This window comes from Candidatus Enterococcus avicola (assembly GCF_047470845.1).
GTDB lineage: Bacteria > Bacillota > Bacilli > Lactobacillales > Enterococcaceae > Enterococcus_D > Enterococcus_D casseliflavus.
This window is the reverse complement of sequence record NZ_JBLGTY010000001.1, coordinates 105,874-120,664: the sequence shown is the minus strand read 5'-3', so window position 1 is coordinate 120,664 and position 14,791 is coordinate 105,874. Positions and strand designations below refer to the sequence as shown.

General features: G+C 45.5%; 13 protein-coding genes. 5 read left to right on the top strand and 8 right to left on the bottom strand.

Going from position 1 to position 14,791, the window contains the following annotated elements; genetic code table 11:
- Positions 1-102 precede the first annotated feature (102 nt).
- Positions 103-1,017: a LysR family transcriptional regulator gene (locus tag ACI3E5_RS00555; RefSeq protein ID WP_498820702.1), complete on the top strand. Its 915-nt coding sequence runs from the start codon at positions 103-105 to the stop codon at positions 1,015-1,017.
- A 62-nt stretch (positions 1,018-1,079) separates the two neighbouring features.
- On the opposite strand, the gene ACI3E5_RS00550 is transcribed toward ACI3E5_RS00555, so the two are convergent.
- The 3 genes from ACI3E5_RS00550 to ACI3E5_RS00540 form a co-directional block, all read right to left on the bottom strand.
- Positions 1,080-2,021, bottom strand: a complete 942-nt coding sequence (locus tag ACI3E5_RS00550) for an FAD:protein FMN transferase (protein ID WP_156235301.1) — start codon at positions 2,019-2,021, stop codon at positions 1,080-1,082.
- 136 nt (positions 2,022-2,157) lie between these two features.
- Positions 2,158-3,366 carry an NAD(P)/FAD-dependent oxidoreductase gene (locus tag ACI3E5_RS00545; protein WP_005226547.1) on the bottom strand — a complete coding sequence of 403 codons (1,209 nt, stop codon included), beginning with the start codon at positions 3,364-3,366 and terminating at the stop codon, positions 2,158-2,160.
- 31 nt (positions 3,367-3,397) lie between these two features.
- Positions 3,398-4,300 (bottom strand): prenyltransferase, encoded by a 903-nt coding sequence (locus ACI3E5_RS00540; RefSeq protein WP_431394978.1) that lies wholly within the window; start codon positions 4,298-4,300, stop codon positions 3,398-3,400.
- Between the two features lie 93 nt (positions 4,301-4,393).
- Between ACI3E5_RS00540 and ACI3E5_RS00535 the strand changes: the two genes are divergently transcribed.
- Positions 4,394-5,374 carry a polyprenyl synthetase family protein gene (locus ACI3E5_RS00535; RefSeq protein WP_005226544.1) on the top strand — a complete coding sequence of 327 codons (981 nt, stop codon included), beginning with the start codon at positions 4,394-4,396 and terminating at the stop codon, positions 5,372-5,374.
- A 54-nt stretch (positions 5,375-5,428) separates the two neighbouring features.
- Here ACI3E5_RS00535 and cydC read toward each other — a convergent pair whose 3' ends face one another.
- From cydC to ACI3E5_RS00510, 5 genes are all read right to left on the bottom strand, one after another.
- Positions 5,429-7,186 (bottom strand): thiol reductant ABC exporter subunit CydC, encoded by a 1,758-nt coding sequence (cydC, locus tag ACI3E5_RS00530; protein ID WP_010748518.1) that lies wholly within the window; start codon positions 7,184-7,186, stop codon positions 5,429-5,431.
- Entirely contained in the window at positions 7,179-8,900 is a 1,722-nt protein-coding gene (cydD, locus tag ACI3E5_RS00525) for a thiol reductant ABC exporter subunit CydD (RefSeq protein WP_498820701.1), read from the bottom strand. Before cydD ends, cydC begins: the two co-directional genes overlap by 8 nt.
- A complete protein-coding gene (cydB, locus tag ACI3E5_RS00520; protein ID WP_005226530.1) occupies positions 8,897-9,916 on the bottom strand; it encodes a cytochrome d ubiquinol oxidase subunit II in 1,020 nt (339 codons plus the stop codon). The genes cydD and cydB overlap by 4 nt, the downstream gene beginning before the upstream one ends.
- Positions 9,913-11,343 carry a cytochrome ubiquinol oxidase subunit I gene (locus tag ACI3E5_RS00515; RefSeq protein ID WP_005226527.1) on the bottom strand — a complete coding sequence of 477 codons (1,431 nt, stop codon included), beginning with the start codon at positions 11,341-11,343 and terminating at the stop codon, positions 9,913-9,915. The genes cydB and ACI3E5_RS00515 overlap by 4 nt, the downstream gene beginning before the upstream one ends.
- Positions 11,344-11,525: 182 nt before the next feature.
- A complete protein-coding gene (locus tag ACI3E5_RS00510; protein ID WP_431394976.1) occupies positions 11,526-12,491 on the bottom strand; it encodes a helix-turn-helix domain-containing protein in 966 nt (321 codons plus the stop codon).
- Between the two features lie 95 nt (positions 12,492-12,586).
- Between ACI3E5_RS00510 and ACI3E5_RS00505 the strand changes: the two genes are divergently transcribed.
- Genes ACI3E5_RS00505 through ACI3E5_RS00495 form a run of 3 tightly spaced genes read left to right on the top strand, consistent with a single transcriptional unit; the run spans position 12,587 to position 14,694 of the window.
- The gene (locus ACI3E5_RS00505; protein ID WP_431394975.1) at positions 12,587-13,528 is read left to right on the top strand and encodes an ABC transporter ATP-binding protein; all 942 of its coding nucleotides are present in this window, start codon (positions 12,587-12,589) and stop codon (positions 13,526-13,528) included.
- A complete protein-coding gene (locus ACI3E5_RS00500; RefSeq protein WP_498820700.1) occupies positions 13,525-14,277 on the top strand; it encodes an ABC transporter permease in 753 nt (250 codons plus the stop codon). Before ACI3E5_RS00505 ends, ACI3E5_RS00500 begins: the two co-directional genes overlap by 4 nt.
- 60 nt (positions 14,278-14,337) lie before the next feature.
- Positions 14,338-14,694: an MmcQ/YjbR family DNA-binding protein gene (locus ACI3E5_RS00495; RefSeq protein WP_010748512.1), complete on the top strand. Its 357-nt coding sequence runs from the start codon at positions 14,338-14,340 to the stop codon at positions 14,692-14,694.
- Positions 14,695-14,791 lie beyond the last annotated feature (97 nt).

Sequence of the window (14,791 nt, the reverse complement as noted above, 5' to 3'; positions counted from 1 at the left end):
CATTTAGTGTACGACTGATTTCTTTATTTGTGAAATATTTATTTAACTATCTATCGATAACAAATTTGTTATAATGAGAAAAATGACTAGGAGGACCACGCAATGGCACTTAAAGATTCCCATCTGATGCTGCAATACCTCGATACCTTGTTAAAGCATAGCAACTATACCAAAGCCGCCAAAGACCTCTACATCTCACAGCCTTACTTGACACAAACCGTGAAACGTGCCGAACAAGAGCTAGGGACCCCCATCATCAATCGGCAGCCGGGTCATTTTCAACTGACGGAAGCTGGTAAAATCTATTATCAATATCTGGAAACCTTGGAAACAGAGTCTGCCAAATTGAAAAGTCGGCTGTCTTGGTATACCGCGACCGAGAAGCGTTCTTTGCGCTTAGGCATCTTGCCCAGCCTTGGTTCCTATCTGCTGCCACTCTTTTTGCCTGCATATTATGAACACTATCCCAACGTACACTTTTTCTTACGGGAAGACCTGCCGAAGCACAATGAAAAACGACTGTTGAATGGGCAGCTGGACTTTTTTATCGGACAAAATCCTGAGACGATCGCACCGAATCTAACAGTCCACAGTACCAATCAAGAACGGTATCTAGCGATCATTCCGCCTTGTTCTCCCCTGTATCAACCAGAGAAGCGGTATTTAGCACCTGATTCATTGGCAGTCAAAGACTTGCTGCAAAGTCCGTTGATTTTGACTGCCAGTGGCTCGGCGATTCGGCGCCAAATCGATCAATTGCTGCAAAAATACAAAGTAGAGGCGACCGTTCTCATAGAAAGCAGCAATATTTATACAGCAGCAGCATTAGCAGAAAACAATCTTGGGATTGCGATCGTACCCGAAAGCGTGCTGCAAGCAGCGACTGCGACCCCTTTTAATCTTTATCCGATGCCAGAGGAACTCTTGTCCCTCACCTATTTTATTGCCCATCAAGCCGAACGGGCATTGTCAAACAACGAAGCCGACTTGATCGAGACCTTTTTGCAACACGTCTAGCTTTCTTTTTACAAAAAAACAAGCAGCCACCACCTATATTCCTAGGTGATCGCTGCTTGTTTTCATTCTGCTGTTGGCGTTTCGATCAAACGGGCTAATTCTTGCGGATAGATCAACTCTCCATGTTTGGTAATGATTAACCCAGTGATTCCTTCTAACGGCGCCAGCTCCTGCAAGATGGCTTGTGGCTCTTTGCCGAACAAGCGGGTCGTCCAAATCTCTCCATCAACCGATTGGTCGGAGAGAATCGTGACACTGGCAATGGCTGACTCTAACGGATAGCCCGTATCTCGATCAAAAATATGATGATAGGTCTTGCCCGCTACCTGATAGGTTCGTTCATAGATCCCTGATGTAACGACTGATTGATTACGAACCTTCAACGCTGCGACAAAATTCCCTCTTGGTAAGAAAGGGTTTTGGATCCCGATCCGCCAATAGCCATCTTGATGGCTTGGGGCATCGCCGTAAGTCACCACATTGCCTCCAAGATCGATCAAAGCGGCTGTAACACCAACCTGTTTGAAATAGGTCATCAACAAATCAGCAAAATATCCTTTTGCCACAGCCCCTAGATCAAGCTTCATGCCAGCAGCTAATCCGACGGTCTGCAGCGTTTCATCCAAAATGATCTTGGCAGGATCAGTCTTTGGCAGCAGCTCCGCGATTTTCTCAGGCGTTGGTAGATGAGCATCTTGGAACCCGATCCGCCATTCCTGCACCAAAGGACCGATGGCAATATTTAAGTAGCTATCTTTGGGTACGCTATGGGCTTTCCCTAGTGCGATCAATTCAAACAATTCCTGTGTGGCAGCGATCGCTCCTTGTCCTGCCTGCTGATTGATCTGCATCAACTCCGACGTCGGGTCATTGGCACTAAAACGCTGTTCAAAGGCCGCAGCTCTTTTGGCTGCTTCCTCTAAAATCACTTCTGGGGTTTCATGCTGCACCCAAATCGTGATCACTGTTCCCATTCCCTGTAACACTCGTTGGCCTTCTGGCATTGTCCTTGCTCCTTTGTTCTGTTCTTTTGGCTATCATAGCAGTTTCTGGGAGAAAAAAGTAGTCTGCGGGATACCGCTGCTGCTTTTTTTGAAAAAAAACTGCGAGGTCACCCTCGCAGTCTGCTGTTTCTATTGCTCAATGATAAAAGTCGAAGCGGCCTTTCGCCAATACTTCTTTGACCCCACCGGTTTGGTACAAGGAACGGTCCATAATGGCTTTTTTCACCACGGAAGCGGGATAGCCTTTGATGCCCATTTTCCCTACTAAGCCAAAGGCATGGGTATTGCCGATCGATGCCACTGAACCTAATGATTCAAAGTGGAAATCTGCTGGTTTTTCCCCGTTCATTTGACGTAAGATGTTTTTACCCGCATGCTGCCCCATCTTCAAAGCGATTTGAGCCGTTGTTGGATACGGGCGATTGGTCGCTGGGTCCATGACTGCTGAAACATCACCGACAACATAGACGTTACTATGATCAGGGTCTGTTAGGTCTTGATTGACCATCACGCGACCACGACGAGCAGAAAAGTCTGATTCAGCCATCACATGGCTGCCGCTGACGCCTGTGGTCCAAACGATGGTTTTGGCTGATAGTTCTGCTGTTGCTCCTGTATCGGCATCATTTTGATAGACAACGACACCTGGTTTGATTGCTTTGATGGGTTTACCAGTCAGGAAGTTTACGCCCCATTTAACGAGATTTTTGATCCCGTAATCCGATAGTTTTTCATCAAACATCGGTAATAAACGAGTCACTGCTTCGACACAGTACAGTTTGATGTCTTCTGGTTTGACACCTGCTGCTTTCGCGAAGGTTTTACGGTTTTCCACCAATGAACCTAGCAATTCGATTCCAGTGAAACCAGCACCGCAGACAACGATTTTTAGGTAGTCAGGATTTTGTGTTTCTTTGTATGCCTTCATTTGTTTCAACAAATGATGATAGATGTTTTCTGCGGAGTCGACATCCACCATTTCCAACGCATGCTCCTCGACACCAGGGATCCCAAATGATTCTGATTCAAAGCCTAATGCCACGATCAAATAATCATAGGTGCACGTGGATTGATCTTTAAAAACGATCACTTGCTGGTTACGATCGATCGACGCCACTTCCTTTTGAACAAAGGTGGTCTTTTGGGGACGAACGACATCATTGATGGGATAGCAAATGCGGTCTCTTGGTTGCGTACCGGCCGCAACTTCATGAAGATCGGTTGCCTCATAATGATAATCGTTTTTGTCGATCAATGTGATGTGAAACGCTTCTTTTGCTCCTTGCAGTACGTGCAATGCTCGCAATCCAGCATACCCTGCTCCTAAAATGACAACTTCCTTCATGTTTCCTTACTTCCTTTCTTTGCTGTAAAAATTATAAAATCAAACCAATCGCAAAACTCAGCACTTGTACGCATGCTCCGACCGCAAGGATCCGAACGGCACAAATGAAGGTCTCTCTTTTGATTTGTTTTTGCATAAATCGTTTTGTCTGTTGCCAGACAAAGGGCGCCGCGAAAAAGGTCAGAACCAGTGACCAAGGCGCAATGTTGAGGACAACTGAGGCAATGATCGCAACAAACGCCAAGACGTTCATCGTGATAAATAATTTCAACGCACGGGCTTTACCAAGGTAATGCACCAGCGTATAGCGCTCATTTTTTTCATCCTCTTCCAGATCACAAATATTGTTTGCCAGCATCAAGTTGGCGATCCATAATGTGTTGGGTAATGAGATCAAGAAAATACTGCCAATCGTGGCAATGTTCCATTCAAAGGTTTGATAGGCATTAAGGTAGACACAGATCAATGAGATCATAAAGCCCATCGTAAAGCCAGAAAAGAACTCGCCTAAAGGCAAACTAGAAAGCGGCCGTGGACCAGAGGAATAAAAGATCCCGACTAGGTAACAATACAGTCCCATCCAAAAGAGCGGCCAACCAACTACCATTGCCAAGGCGATTCCCATGGCGGCGGAAACGATGATCATGGAGACCATCAACCAAAAAACCAATTTGACAGACAACTGTTCCCGACCAATGATATTGGTTTTTTCTTTGTAATCATGCCCTTCTGTGGCATGATGGTAATCGTTGTAGTTATCTAAAATATCCACCGCCATATTGAAGATCAGCATGGCAATGAAATACAATAGGACATAGCCAAGATGAATCGTTTGATAATTGTACCAGCTGTAGCAGACACCAATGAAAAATGGCAAAATACTGGCGGTTTTTGCTTTAAATTCGACAAGTTCTAAAAATACAGGTAGCGTCACAACTTCACCTCCTTTAGTGAGTGCATTAAACTAGTCAATCACGCCCCTTTACGCTAGAATAAGGGCTGAATGACTGTTAGAAAGGGTTATACTATGTTTGACTTTTGGATCGATTATCCGACGATCGAACAACGATTGAAAACCGTATGTTCCATCATTGAAGAACACGTTACTGTTCGTAACAAAGAGATACAAGATGTTTTGATCGACTTTACTTATTCAGGTGGAAAAATGCTGCGGCCAGCGCTCTTTTTTTTGTTTGCTGACTTAGGCGATCCCCATTATAAAAAAACCGACCAATTAACAAAAATTGCTGCTTCTCTAGAAATTTTACACATGGCCACTTTGATCCACGACGACATCATTGACGATTCGCCGCTGCGGCGCAGTCAAGTCACTGTTCAAGCCAAATACGGCAAGGATATCGCGGTCTACACGGGTGATCTTTTGTTCACCCAATTTTTTGAGCTTTTGATCGAAAGTATGAATGGCTCCCCGTTTTTAAAAACCAACGCACAAGCCATGAAACGACTCCTTTTAGGTGAACTTGATCAAATGCACACTCGCTACAACATCCATGAATCGATTGACGACTATCTGCAAAGCATCAACGGCAAAACCGCTGAACTGTTTTGGCTCGCTTGTCTCGAAGGCGCTCATTTTGGCGGCCTCGACACAGAAAACCAAGAGCGGGCGGGTGAGATCGGTCGCAACATCGGGATCGCCTTTCAAGTATTCGACGATATTCTCGACTACACCTCTGATAGTGGCACCTTGAAAAAACCGATTCTAGAAGATTTGGCACAAGGAGTCTATACCTTACCGCTGCTATTTGCCAAAGAACAGGCACCTGCAGCATTCGCTCCTTATTTGAATAAAAAAGCAGCACTCTCCTTGGCAGAAGCCCAAGAAGTTGCGGATCTTGTCGTCCGTTACGGCGGTGTCGAAAAAGCGCGCGCTTTCGCGGTCACCTACACGCAAAAAGCCTTAGACGACATCGATCTGCTGCCCGAAGCACCTAGCAAAGCCAAAATTCGTTCATTAACTGAACTGCTCTTGCAGCGCAATTACTGAGCCATAGAGCAATGAGAAGAAAAGCGTCCATCACTGATTGATGGACGCTCTTTTTTATCGTCGTCCTTGGTCAATGGCCAATAAGTGTTGAAAATGTTTGTTTTCTGCTGCCAATTCGGCAGGTGTTCCGCTCATGGTCAACTGACCATCTTCAATAAAGAGCACACGGTCCATCATCGAAATTCCTTGCAAGTGGTGGGTGATCCAAATGATCGTTTTGTTCTCCAGCACTTGGAAAAAGGTTTCGAGCACGCCTTGCTCCGTGATCGGGTCTAAGCCGACGGTTGGCTCATCCAATAAGATGATCGGGGTGTCTTTTAGCAAGATCCGCGCCAATGCCAAACGATGGCGTTCTCCACCAGAAAAACGCAAGCCGGCTTCATCCACCATCGTCGCCAAGCCGTTAGGCAAAGCTGCCACCATTTCTTTCAACCCGACTTGCTCCAGTACACGCCAGACTTCTTCTTCCGAAGCCGACTCATTGCCTAGCCGAATATTATTCAAGACGGTCGTATGGAAAAGATAGGGACTTTGATTGATGACACCGATCAAGTCACTGATCGACTCACTCAATGCCGTCACAGGCACGTCGTTTAAGGTGATCGACCCTTGCGTCGGTTGCAGATCGCCTCGCAACAAGGAGGCAAATGTACTTTTCCCAGAACCGCTGCGACCAAGGATCGCTAGTTTTTGATGCGCAGGAATCGTTAGATCCAACCCATGAAGCACTTCTTTGCCTTCAGGATACTGAAAATGCAAGTCCTTGACTGTGATCGACACGAGGCCCGTCACTTCAGGGACTGACGGTTGCTCCATGGAGACTTGGCGATTTTCTTCTGGCAATGCATTGAAGCGATCGATAGAGTCTTTGTAGCGATTGGTTTCTTGAGCAGCTGACGGTAATGGCGCAAATGCATCAACTAAAGGAAAGACACACAGGACAAAGGCAGCGATCCAGTTGGCTGCTCCTCCGTGGTTACCTGGAAAGCGAATGCTGGTCCAAAGCAGCAATGCGACAGCGATCACTCCAAAGATGCTTTGTAAAAGAAAATCACGCCGGCGATCAAAGGACAGCATCTGTTCATCCACCGCCCGCAACTGTGTTTCCAGTTCCTTATGGGCAGCCACGTACTCGCTGCCTCTTTGAGAGAAGACCCAATCAGAAACCCCTAATACATTATCCGTCAGTGTCGTATACAAGTTGTTTTTCATGTGTTTTTGTTTTTCTTGCCGCGCGCCGTTGATGATCACCGACCAAAGCGGCAAGACAAAGACGATGATCCCTAATAGTAGCAGCATCACCAAAGCAAACCACCAAGAAAAATAGCCGAGTCCAATGATCAAGAACGCATACAAGATCCAAGCGATCACGGTAGGAAAGATCGTCCGCAAATACAGGTTTTGAATATGGTTGATATCTTCTGCCAATAAGCCCAAGATATCCCCTGTGCGATGCGCTTGCTTAAAGAAGATCGCATCTTTTTCTACTACGTTGTACAATTTCAATCGTAAATTAGAGGTCATGCGCAAGACCCAGCTATGACTGGTCAACCGTTCCAAATAGCGAAAGACTGGACGGCCGATCCCAAACGCTCTGGTCAGTACGATGGGGATGTAAACCAATAGAATGTTTTCTGGGATCGATGCCGAGCGGCTGATCAGGTACCCAGAATTAAACATCAGTGCCCCACCACAGAAAAAGGTCAAGAAGCCTAGGAATAAGGCCAGCGCCAAAACGTTTTTGTATTTTGACAAGAAAGGCTTGACCCACGTATCAGTTTTCAATGAGCGCAATAAGCCGATTTTATTCAAGCTGTTCCCTCCTCATTCCATTGACTAGTTCTGTAAAAGCACCTTGCTTTTGCTGCAGTTGTGCCAAGGTTCCTTGTTCCACGATTCTTCCTTGATCCATCACGATGATTTCATCCATTTCTTCCATCCAGTGCAAGCGATGAGTTGCAAAAAAGACTAAACGGTTTTCCATCAGCGGTAGCATCCGTTCCTTTAAAGCAACTTCGGTTTCAATATCCAAATGAGCCGTTGGTTCATCAAACAAAAGAATCTTTCGTTGCTGGTCTAAAAAGGCACGGGCTAGAGCGATCCGTTGGGCTTGTCCGCCACTTAGATGCCGTTCCCCTTCTCCTAACATCGTGTCCAACCCTTGCGGCAGCTCCGCCAAAAGCTCAGTCAAGCCTGCCACTTCAATGGCTTTCAGTACGGCTTCTTTGGTAGCTGTCGGCTGATAAAACGCGACATTTTCCTGCAAGGTCAACCGATAGATATAAGGATTTTGCGGAATATAGATCAGCTGTTCTTGCCAGCTTGCTTGGCGAAAGGCCGTGGTCTTCGCCCCTCCGAGAGTGATCTCGCCACTGTCTGGCACGAGAAAGCCACTCAAGGTATTGATCAAGGTAGACTTGCCAGAACCGCTCAAACCGATGATCCCGATCTTTTTGAAGCCAGTCACGTTCAAGTTGATATCCGTCAAAGCCGCTTTTTCCTCGTAGGAAAACGCCAGCTGATCGATCGTTAACTGGGCGTCTTCCTGCCAACGAGGCACCGTTACTGCCGGTACTTGGGCTTCGGACTGATGCAAGATCTCCGTCACCGCAGTCATCGCATTTTTTCCGTCTAAGGTTGCATGGTAATCACTGGAAAAGTCGCGGATCGGCAAGAAGTATTCTGGTGCTAAAATCAAGATGGTTAACGCTGGAAACAGCAAGATTCCTTCATTGATCAGCCGCAAGCCTAGCAAGACTGCCACGACGGCAATCGATAAGGTCGTGAAAAAGTCTAAGGCGAAGGTCGATAAAATACCGACTTTTAATGAAGCCATCGTCGCTTTCCGAAACCGTTCGCTGGAAGCAAAGATACTCTTGCCATATTTTTTACTGACCCCAAACAATTTCAGCGTGTCGATCCCTCGAAGGGAGTCGATGAAATGATTGGACAGTAATTGAAACGTTCGGTATTGTTTTTCCGCTTTGCTTTGCGCGGCATAGCCCAAGATGATCATAAAAATGATGATCAAGGGGAACACCAACAGCAAGACCAAGCCCGACTCCCAATCCAGATAAAAAACGAGTGCCAAAATGACCCAAGGAATGATCGACATATTCATGATTTTGGCAAGAATCAATTTCAAGTAGTTTTCGACTTGGTTGATCCCTTCCAAGACCATCGTTGTTACATTCCCCGTCCCTTGCTGTTGTGCGATCTGAGGACCGACCCGAAACAATTTCTCCAACAATTGATCCCGCAGATCGGCGGCTTGCTGGTAACTGTAATCATCGAGTCTTTTGGAACGGAAATAGATAACGGCTTGTCGGGCGATAAACGAACAAAAGAACAGCAGAATCCAGCCCCACTGTTCCTCTAATGGTCGTCCTTCCCATAAGCCAGTGATGGCACGTGCCAATCCATACGCCTGCCCAATAATGAAGAGCGCCTGCAGGAACGAAAGTCCCGCAAGCAGCCCTAAAAGTTGTTTCATTCCTGGGAGCTTCATGATTTGTTTATCAATCATTTATACCCCTCCAACGCCTCCGTATGACTGATCCGTTTACGGAAGATATAGTAACTCCAAGCCGTATAGGCCAAGACGAAAGGTAAGATCGTCAGTGAAAGATAACTCATGATCTTCAATGTGTAGCGGCTTGAAGACGCATCAGCGATCAACAGGTCATAGCTTGAATCGATCGAACTGATCAAGACTCTTGGGAATAACCCTGTGAAGATCAATGCCACCAAAGCGATCAACGTCAAGCCGCTCGCAATGAAAGCCATCATTTCTTTGCCTTTAAAGACGCCGATATTTGCAATCAGTGTCAGGACAACGATCACGAGCAACAAACCAAGCGTTGTCGCAAAATGATTCTCGAAGAAATCCGTTTGGAAGTAAAGCATCACAGCAAAGACGACTAAGCCTGCATATAAGATGCCATAAAAAATACTTGCATAGTTGCGTGCCCGTGCCCGAATCGGACCTTCCGTTTTCAAAGCGATATAGTTTAATCCGTGCAAGTAGCACAACAAAGTCAACGCGATCCCGCCAACGATTGAAAAGGGATTGACGTAATCCGTAAAGGTTGCCGTCATGTTGCCATCTTCACCCAAAGGCATTCCTTGGATCATGCTGACAAACATCAGACCGAAGAAAAACGGTACGATCGTACTGCCGATCGTCAACGTCCAGTTCCAAATGTTTTTGTGCTCTTTCGGGAAGTTCGCTCGAAACTCAAAGGAGACACCACGAATGATCAACCCAACTAAGATCAACAGCAAAATCAAATAAAACCCGCTGAACAAAGAAGCATACCAGTATGGAAATGAGGCGAACATCGCTCCGCCGGCGGTCAATAGCCACACTTCATTGCCATCCCAGACAGGCCCGATCGTTTTAACGATCTGGTCTTTTTCCTCTTCATTGTGAGCCAATGTCTGCACAGACATCCCCACACCAAAGTCAAACCCTTCTAAGAAGAAGAATCCGGAAAATAAAAGCCCAATCAACGTGAACCATAGTAATTGCAGACCGGTCATCCTTCAAACGCCTCCTTATCAAATGGGTCTTCGTACCCTTCTTGGTTGTCTCCTTGGCTGATTTCGCCGAAGGCTTCTTTTTCAGGTCCATGATCCATTTCCCGTTTCACCAGATAGACCATCGTTCCGCCTAAGCCAGAGAATAAGAGGAAGTAAACGATATTTGAGATCAAGAGAGAGGTCACGGAAACGTTTGGTGACACACTATCTTCGATCGTAAACAAGCCGTAAACCGTCCATGGGTAACGCCCTAACTCCGTGATCAGCCAACCAGCTGTATTGGCAATAAATGGGGTGAACAAAGTGATTGCCACTACCCAAAGTAACCAGCGTTTTTCAAAGAGCCATGGTTTCTTCTTACGCGTAAAATACAACCCCAGACCAGAAACCAACAGCATCAAGGCACCAAAACCAGCCATGATCCGAAAGCTCCAAAAGAGTGTGTTGACCGGCGGGTAGTAATTACGGTCGCCGTAGGTTTCAATCAATTGCTGATTGACCGTATCCATCCCATCGATTGAGCCGAAGGGTTCATTGAAGGCTAAGATACTCAACATATATGGAATCGAAATACCGAAGACTTGGTGATGTTCCGCTTCATTCGCCCAAGCAACGACGGTCCAAGCCGCAGGACTCCCGGTATCTTCATAAGTTCCTTCCATTGCGGCAAATTTCATTGGTTGTTCTTCAACCAAGTATTTCATTTGTTCATCCCCGGCTAGCAAGACGGTGAATGAACCGAACAATGCCACCGCAAAACCGATCCGCATTGATTTTTTGAAGAAATCGCGGTCAATGTCTTTGTCTTTCTTCAATAGACGAAAGGCTGATAAACCAGCAACAATGATCCCACCCATCGTGATGGCAGCGGTGATCACGTGTAAAAACTCATACCACACCTGTGGATTTGCCAATAATGCACCGAAGTCAGTCATTTCTGCCCGGCCATTGTTCAAGGTATACCCCACTGGATGCTGCATAAAACTATTGGCAGCTAAGATCCAAAACGCCGATAGCATCGAACCAAGCGTCACCAACCAGAAAAAGGTGGCGTGCAGCTTGGGACTGACCCGATCCCATGTAAAGATCCACAGTCCTAAGAACGTCGATTCTAAGAAGAACGCCAACAAAGCTTCTAAAGCCAAGGGCGCACCAAAAATATCCCCGACAAAACGAGAATAGTCTGACCAGTTCATCCCAAATTGAAATTCTTGAATGATCCCTGTCACGACCCCGACAGCAAAACTCAATAGAAAAATATTCCCCCAAAACTTCGTCATCCGGCGATATTTTTCATCTTTTTTGATCACATAAAGTGTCTCCATAATTGCAACGACGACACCAGTTCCGATCGAAAACGGTACAAAGAAAAAGTGAAAAATCGTCGTCATCGCAAACTGGATTCGCGCTAGTGTCACAATATCCATCCTACATCCTCCTATTTCATAAAAAAGTGCATTAAAATAATTCTAAAGAAAGAAAAATTCCAACTTCGAATATACTCCTCTAATCAGTAAAAAAGAAGCAAATTGCTTGCATTTACTGATTTTTAATCACTTCCTCTCCGATTCTTAAACATAAGGCGCTTTCATCAGCGGAATATAGCTTTTTAAGGCTCTTCCCAACCGTAACGAGTTCCCTCAGAAAGCAAAGGATCACTCAATAAAATTCCCGGGAAATCCTCATTTAAAACAAACGTGCTTAATGACTGATACATGGAAAACGTGTTCTTCATCCCTAATCTTTCCAGCTGATCTAACGTTTGCTGCATCAAGTCCGCCGCTTGTGCCTTGTTTTGTTTTAATAGATGCGTCCAGCCTTCAAAAAATGGCATAAAGACCGCTTGTTCAATGTGCTCTTTTTCATAAACATGATCTCGCCATAAATGAAAGGTCTTTTCCGCATAATCCACCTCATCAAAAACAGCAAAGACAGAAAATACCGTCTCAAACGTGTTGTACAAAATATCTTCATTGCCAGGAATTTTTGCAAAGCGCTGACTCTTTTTGATGGCGATCGTCAAGCAGCGCCAAAGCAAAGCTGGCTCCATCGAAATTGCTACGCGGGCAAACAGCCGCAGCTCATAAACACCCCATGTATCGGTATTCAGCAAGTAATGCTTGGCAGAGTCCAAACAATAATTGTGTTTCGGGTACGCCTCCTGGATGGGCACCCCTTTAAAAAGCTCCTCTTTCATCAAGTAGTCAAAACGGATCAGTTGTAAGAAGTGGTCCAGCTCCAAGGAGTAATGTCGTTGAAAGTAGGTGGTCAGCTTTTGATATTTCTTTTTTAGTTTAGGTACTTCATCAATGGATTCGATCCCCATCGAACGGACATAGTCAACCATTAGCTTTTGAGCCTCCGAATGATGCTCCCCCGTATGCAGCAGTTGAAATTCGGCAAAACTCACTTCTAGTTTATCTAGCAAACGATGAAATCGTTCGCAGGAAATCGTCGTTTTGCCATTTTCAAATTGCGATAACAAAGACATCGACAATTGTTCGTCCACTAATTCCTTCATTAGTAAGCCTTTGCTTTTGCGAAGCTCTTTCACTGTCGCACCATAATTGTTCATTTTTTCACCTTCTTTTTCAATATATTGAAATAAGCAGTTGCTTTTCCCGAAGAGCCTTTATAGTTGAATTATCTTATAGAAACGAGGGAAAAGCTATGGATACCCATATAAAAAAGAAAATGCTTCACGTGAAACATTTACAAAAAAGCTTCAAAGACAAAACCGTTTTGAAAGAGGTCACTTTTGACGTCACTCCTGGCGAAGTATTTGTCTTACTAGGATCAAACGGCGCTGGAAAAACCACATTAGTCAAAATTTTGTCCACTATCCTACCTTTTGACCAAGGAACCGCGCTGATCGACGGGATCGACTTGACCAAAGATCCAGCAGCGATTCGCGACAAAATCAGTCTGACGGGGCAATTTTCCGCCGTCGATCAAGAACTGACCGGTCGAGAAAACTTGCTGATGATTGCTGCCTTGCGCCATGTCAAAAACAAACAGTTTATCGTCCAACATTTGTTAGAGCGTTTTGATTTGGTGGATGCCAGCAACCGACTAGTCAAAAATTATTCTGGTGGCATGCGACGACGCTTAGACATCGCCATGAGTTTTATCGGCGAACCTGACCTGCTCTTTTTGGATGAACCAACGACCGGGTTAGACCCGCAAAACCGCTTAGCCACATGGCACATGATCAAAGAGATCGCCGCTCAAGGACGAACGATTTTCCTGACGACCCAATACCTCGAAGAAGCTGAATTTTTAGCAGACCAAGTCGCCATCTTGCATGAAGGGAAAATCATCTTGCAAGGAACACCAACGGAAGTCAAAGCACTGCATCCTTCACAAACGATGGAAATCAGCGTATTGACGAAAGAACACTTGCAGACCGTGCGTCAGCATCTGTCTGATTTTCCGCTGCAAGTCAATGAGTCCAGTCTCTCTCTGGCATTTCCCGTCAGTCAAGACTTCCAGCATTCCTTCACGCTGTTGCAGGAACTCAATCAACTACCGATCACCATCACTAGTTTTAATCAAAAGAATGCTTCGTTAGAAGATATTTTTCTAACACTTGTCCAAGGAGGAAACCAATGAAAGCAATTATAGAAACCAACACCTTATTCAAACGCAACCTCTTGCTATCGATTCGCAGTATGGAGACTTTGCTAAGTGGGATTTTGACCCCAGCGATTTTAATGATCCTCTTCGTCTATGTTTTCGGGGGAGCCATGAACGTCGGCGATACCTCTTATGTCGATTTTGTCGTTCCTGGTGTTCTCGTCCAATGTATCGCCCAAAGCGCCTCCTCCGTTGGGGTAACGGTGACGGAAGATTTGAAATCCGGCATGGTGGAACGGCTGATGACCTTGAACATCTCTAACTCAGCCTTTTTAAACGGGCATGTCTTCGCCGCGACCCTTCGGAGCTTGATCAGCACCTTGGTCGTGTTGATCGTTGCCATGGTCATCGGTTTTCGCCCTCAAGCCACAGTTGCTGGCTGGGGAATCGCTTTCCTATTGATCTTTTGCTTCACCTTCGCCTTTACTTGGGTCTCCGTTCTGGTTGGTCTCATCGCCAAAAGCCCCGAGACAGCTACCTTGTTTACTGTCTTGATCACCCTTTTTCCCTACTTAAGCTCTGGTTTCGTCCCTACGGAAACCATGCCGCGCCCATTAGCCATTTTTGCTGAATACCAACCAATGTCGCCGATCATCCATTCTTTGCGCGGGCTTTTGTTAAACTTGAAAGATACCACCTTTATCAGTGCCTTTAGCTGGTGTGGCGGTATCGTAGTGGTGAGCTGGTTCTTGGCACGAATGCTTTATCAGAAACGGTTACGCTAGGTAAAAGGAATCAGTGGTATAATATAAGTAGTTTTCTATTATAAAAAGGCAGGGATACCCATGGATCTTAAAAACCGGCTGATCGCCTTCGCTCAGACCTTCAATGATGTTCAGATCGACCATCCATTTGCAAAGTTTCCCGAGTACCAAGTCTTGCGGCACCGTAAAAGCGGTAAATGGTTTGGCTTGCTGATGACTGTAGAAAAGCAAAAATTAGGCTTGGAAGGAACGGAAATGATCGAAATTTTAGATGTCAAAGCAGCGCCCGAAATGGTTTCGATCATCAATCAAAGTCGCGGCTATTTACCCGCTTATCACATGAATAAAAACCATTGGCTCACCGCATTACTAGATGGCTCTGTATCAGAAAAACAACTCCAATCTTTGTTACGAGACAGCTATGAACGTACCCGTTAAAACCAAATATCAAAAAAAAACCGATCAACGATGCGCCTGTATAGGAGCACCGTTGATCGGTTTTCTTTTATAACGGATCCTGTGTCATCCGTGAGTC

What these genes read in the sequence shown, in the direction of transcription:
- ACI3E5_RS00555 (WP_498820702.1), top strand. Translation starts at nt 103, where the DNA reads ATGGCACTTAAAGATTCCCATCTGATGCTGCAATACCTCGATACCTTG.
- ACI3E5_RS00550 (WP_156235301.1), bottom strand. Translation starts at nt 2,021, where the DNA reads ATGCCAGAAGGCCAACGAGTGTTACAGGGAATGGGAACAGTGATCACG.
- ACI3E5_RS00545 (WP_005226547.1), bottom strand. Translation starts at nt 3,366, where the DNA reads ATGAAGGAAGTTGTCATTTTAGGAGCAGGGTATGCTGGATTGCGAGCA.
- ACI3E5_RS00535 (WP_005226544.1), top strand. Translation starts at nt 4,394, where the DNA reads ATGTTTGACTTTTGGATCGATTATCCGACGATCGAACAACGATTGAAA.
- cydD (WP_498820701.1), bottom strand. Translation starts at nt 8,900, where the DNA reads ATGATTGATAAACAAATCATGAAGCTCCCAGGAATGAAACAACTTTTA.
- cydB (WP_005226530.1), bottom strand. Translation starts at nt 9,916, where the DNA reads ATGACCGGTCTGCAATTACTATGGTTCACGTTGATTGGGCTTTTATTT.
- ACI3E5_RS00515 (WP_005226527.1), bottom strand. Translation starts at nt 11,343, where the DNA reads ATGGATATTGTGACACTAGCGCGAATCCAGTTTGCGATGACGACGATT.
- ACI3E5_RS00510 (WP_431394976.1), bottom strand. Translation starts at nt 12,491, where the DNA reads ATGAACAATTATGGTGCGACAGTGAAAGAGCTTCGCAAAAGCAAAGGC.
- ACI3E5_RS00505 (WP_431394975.1), top strand. Translation starts at nt 12,587, where the DNA reads ATGGATACCCATATAAAAAAGAAAATGCTTCACGTGAAACATTTACAA.
- ACI3E5_RS00500 (WP_498820700.1), top strand. Translation starts at nt 13,525, where the DNA reads ATGAAAGCAATTATAGAAACCAACACCTTATTCAAACGCAACCTCTTG.
- ACI3E5_RS00495 (WP_010748512.1), top strand. Translation starts at nt 14,338, where the DNA reads ATGGATCTTAAAAACCGGCTGATCGCCTTCGCTCAGACCTTCAATGAT.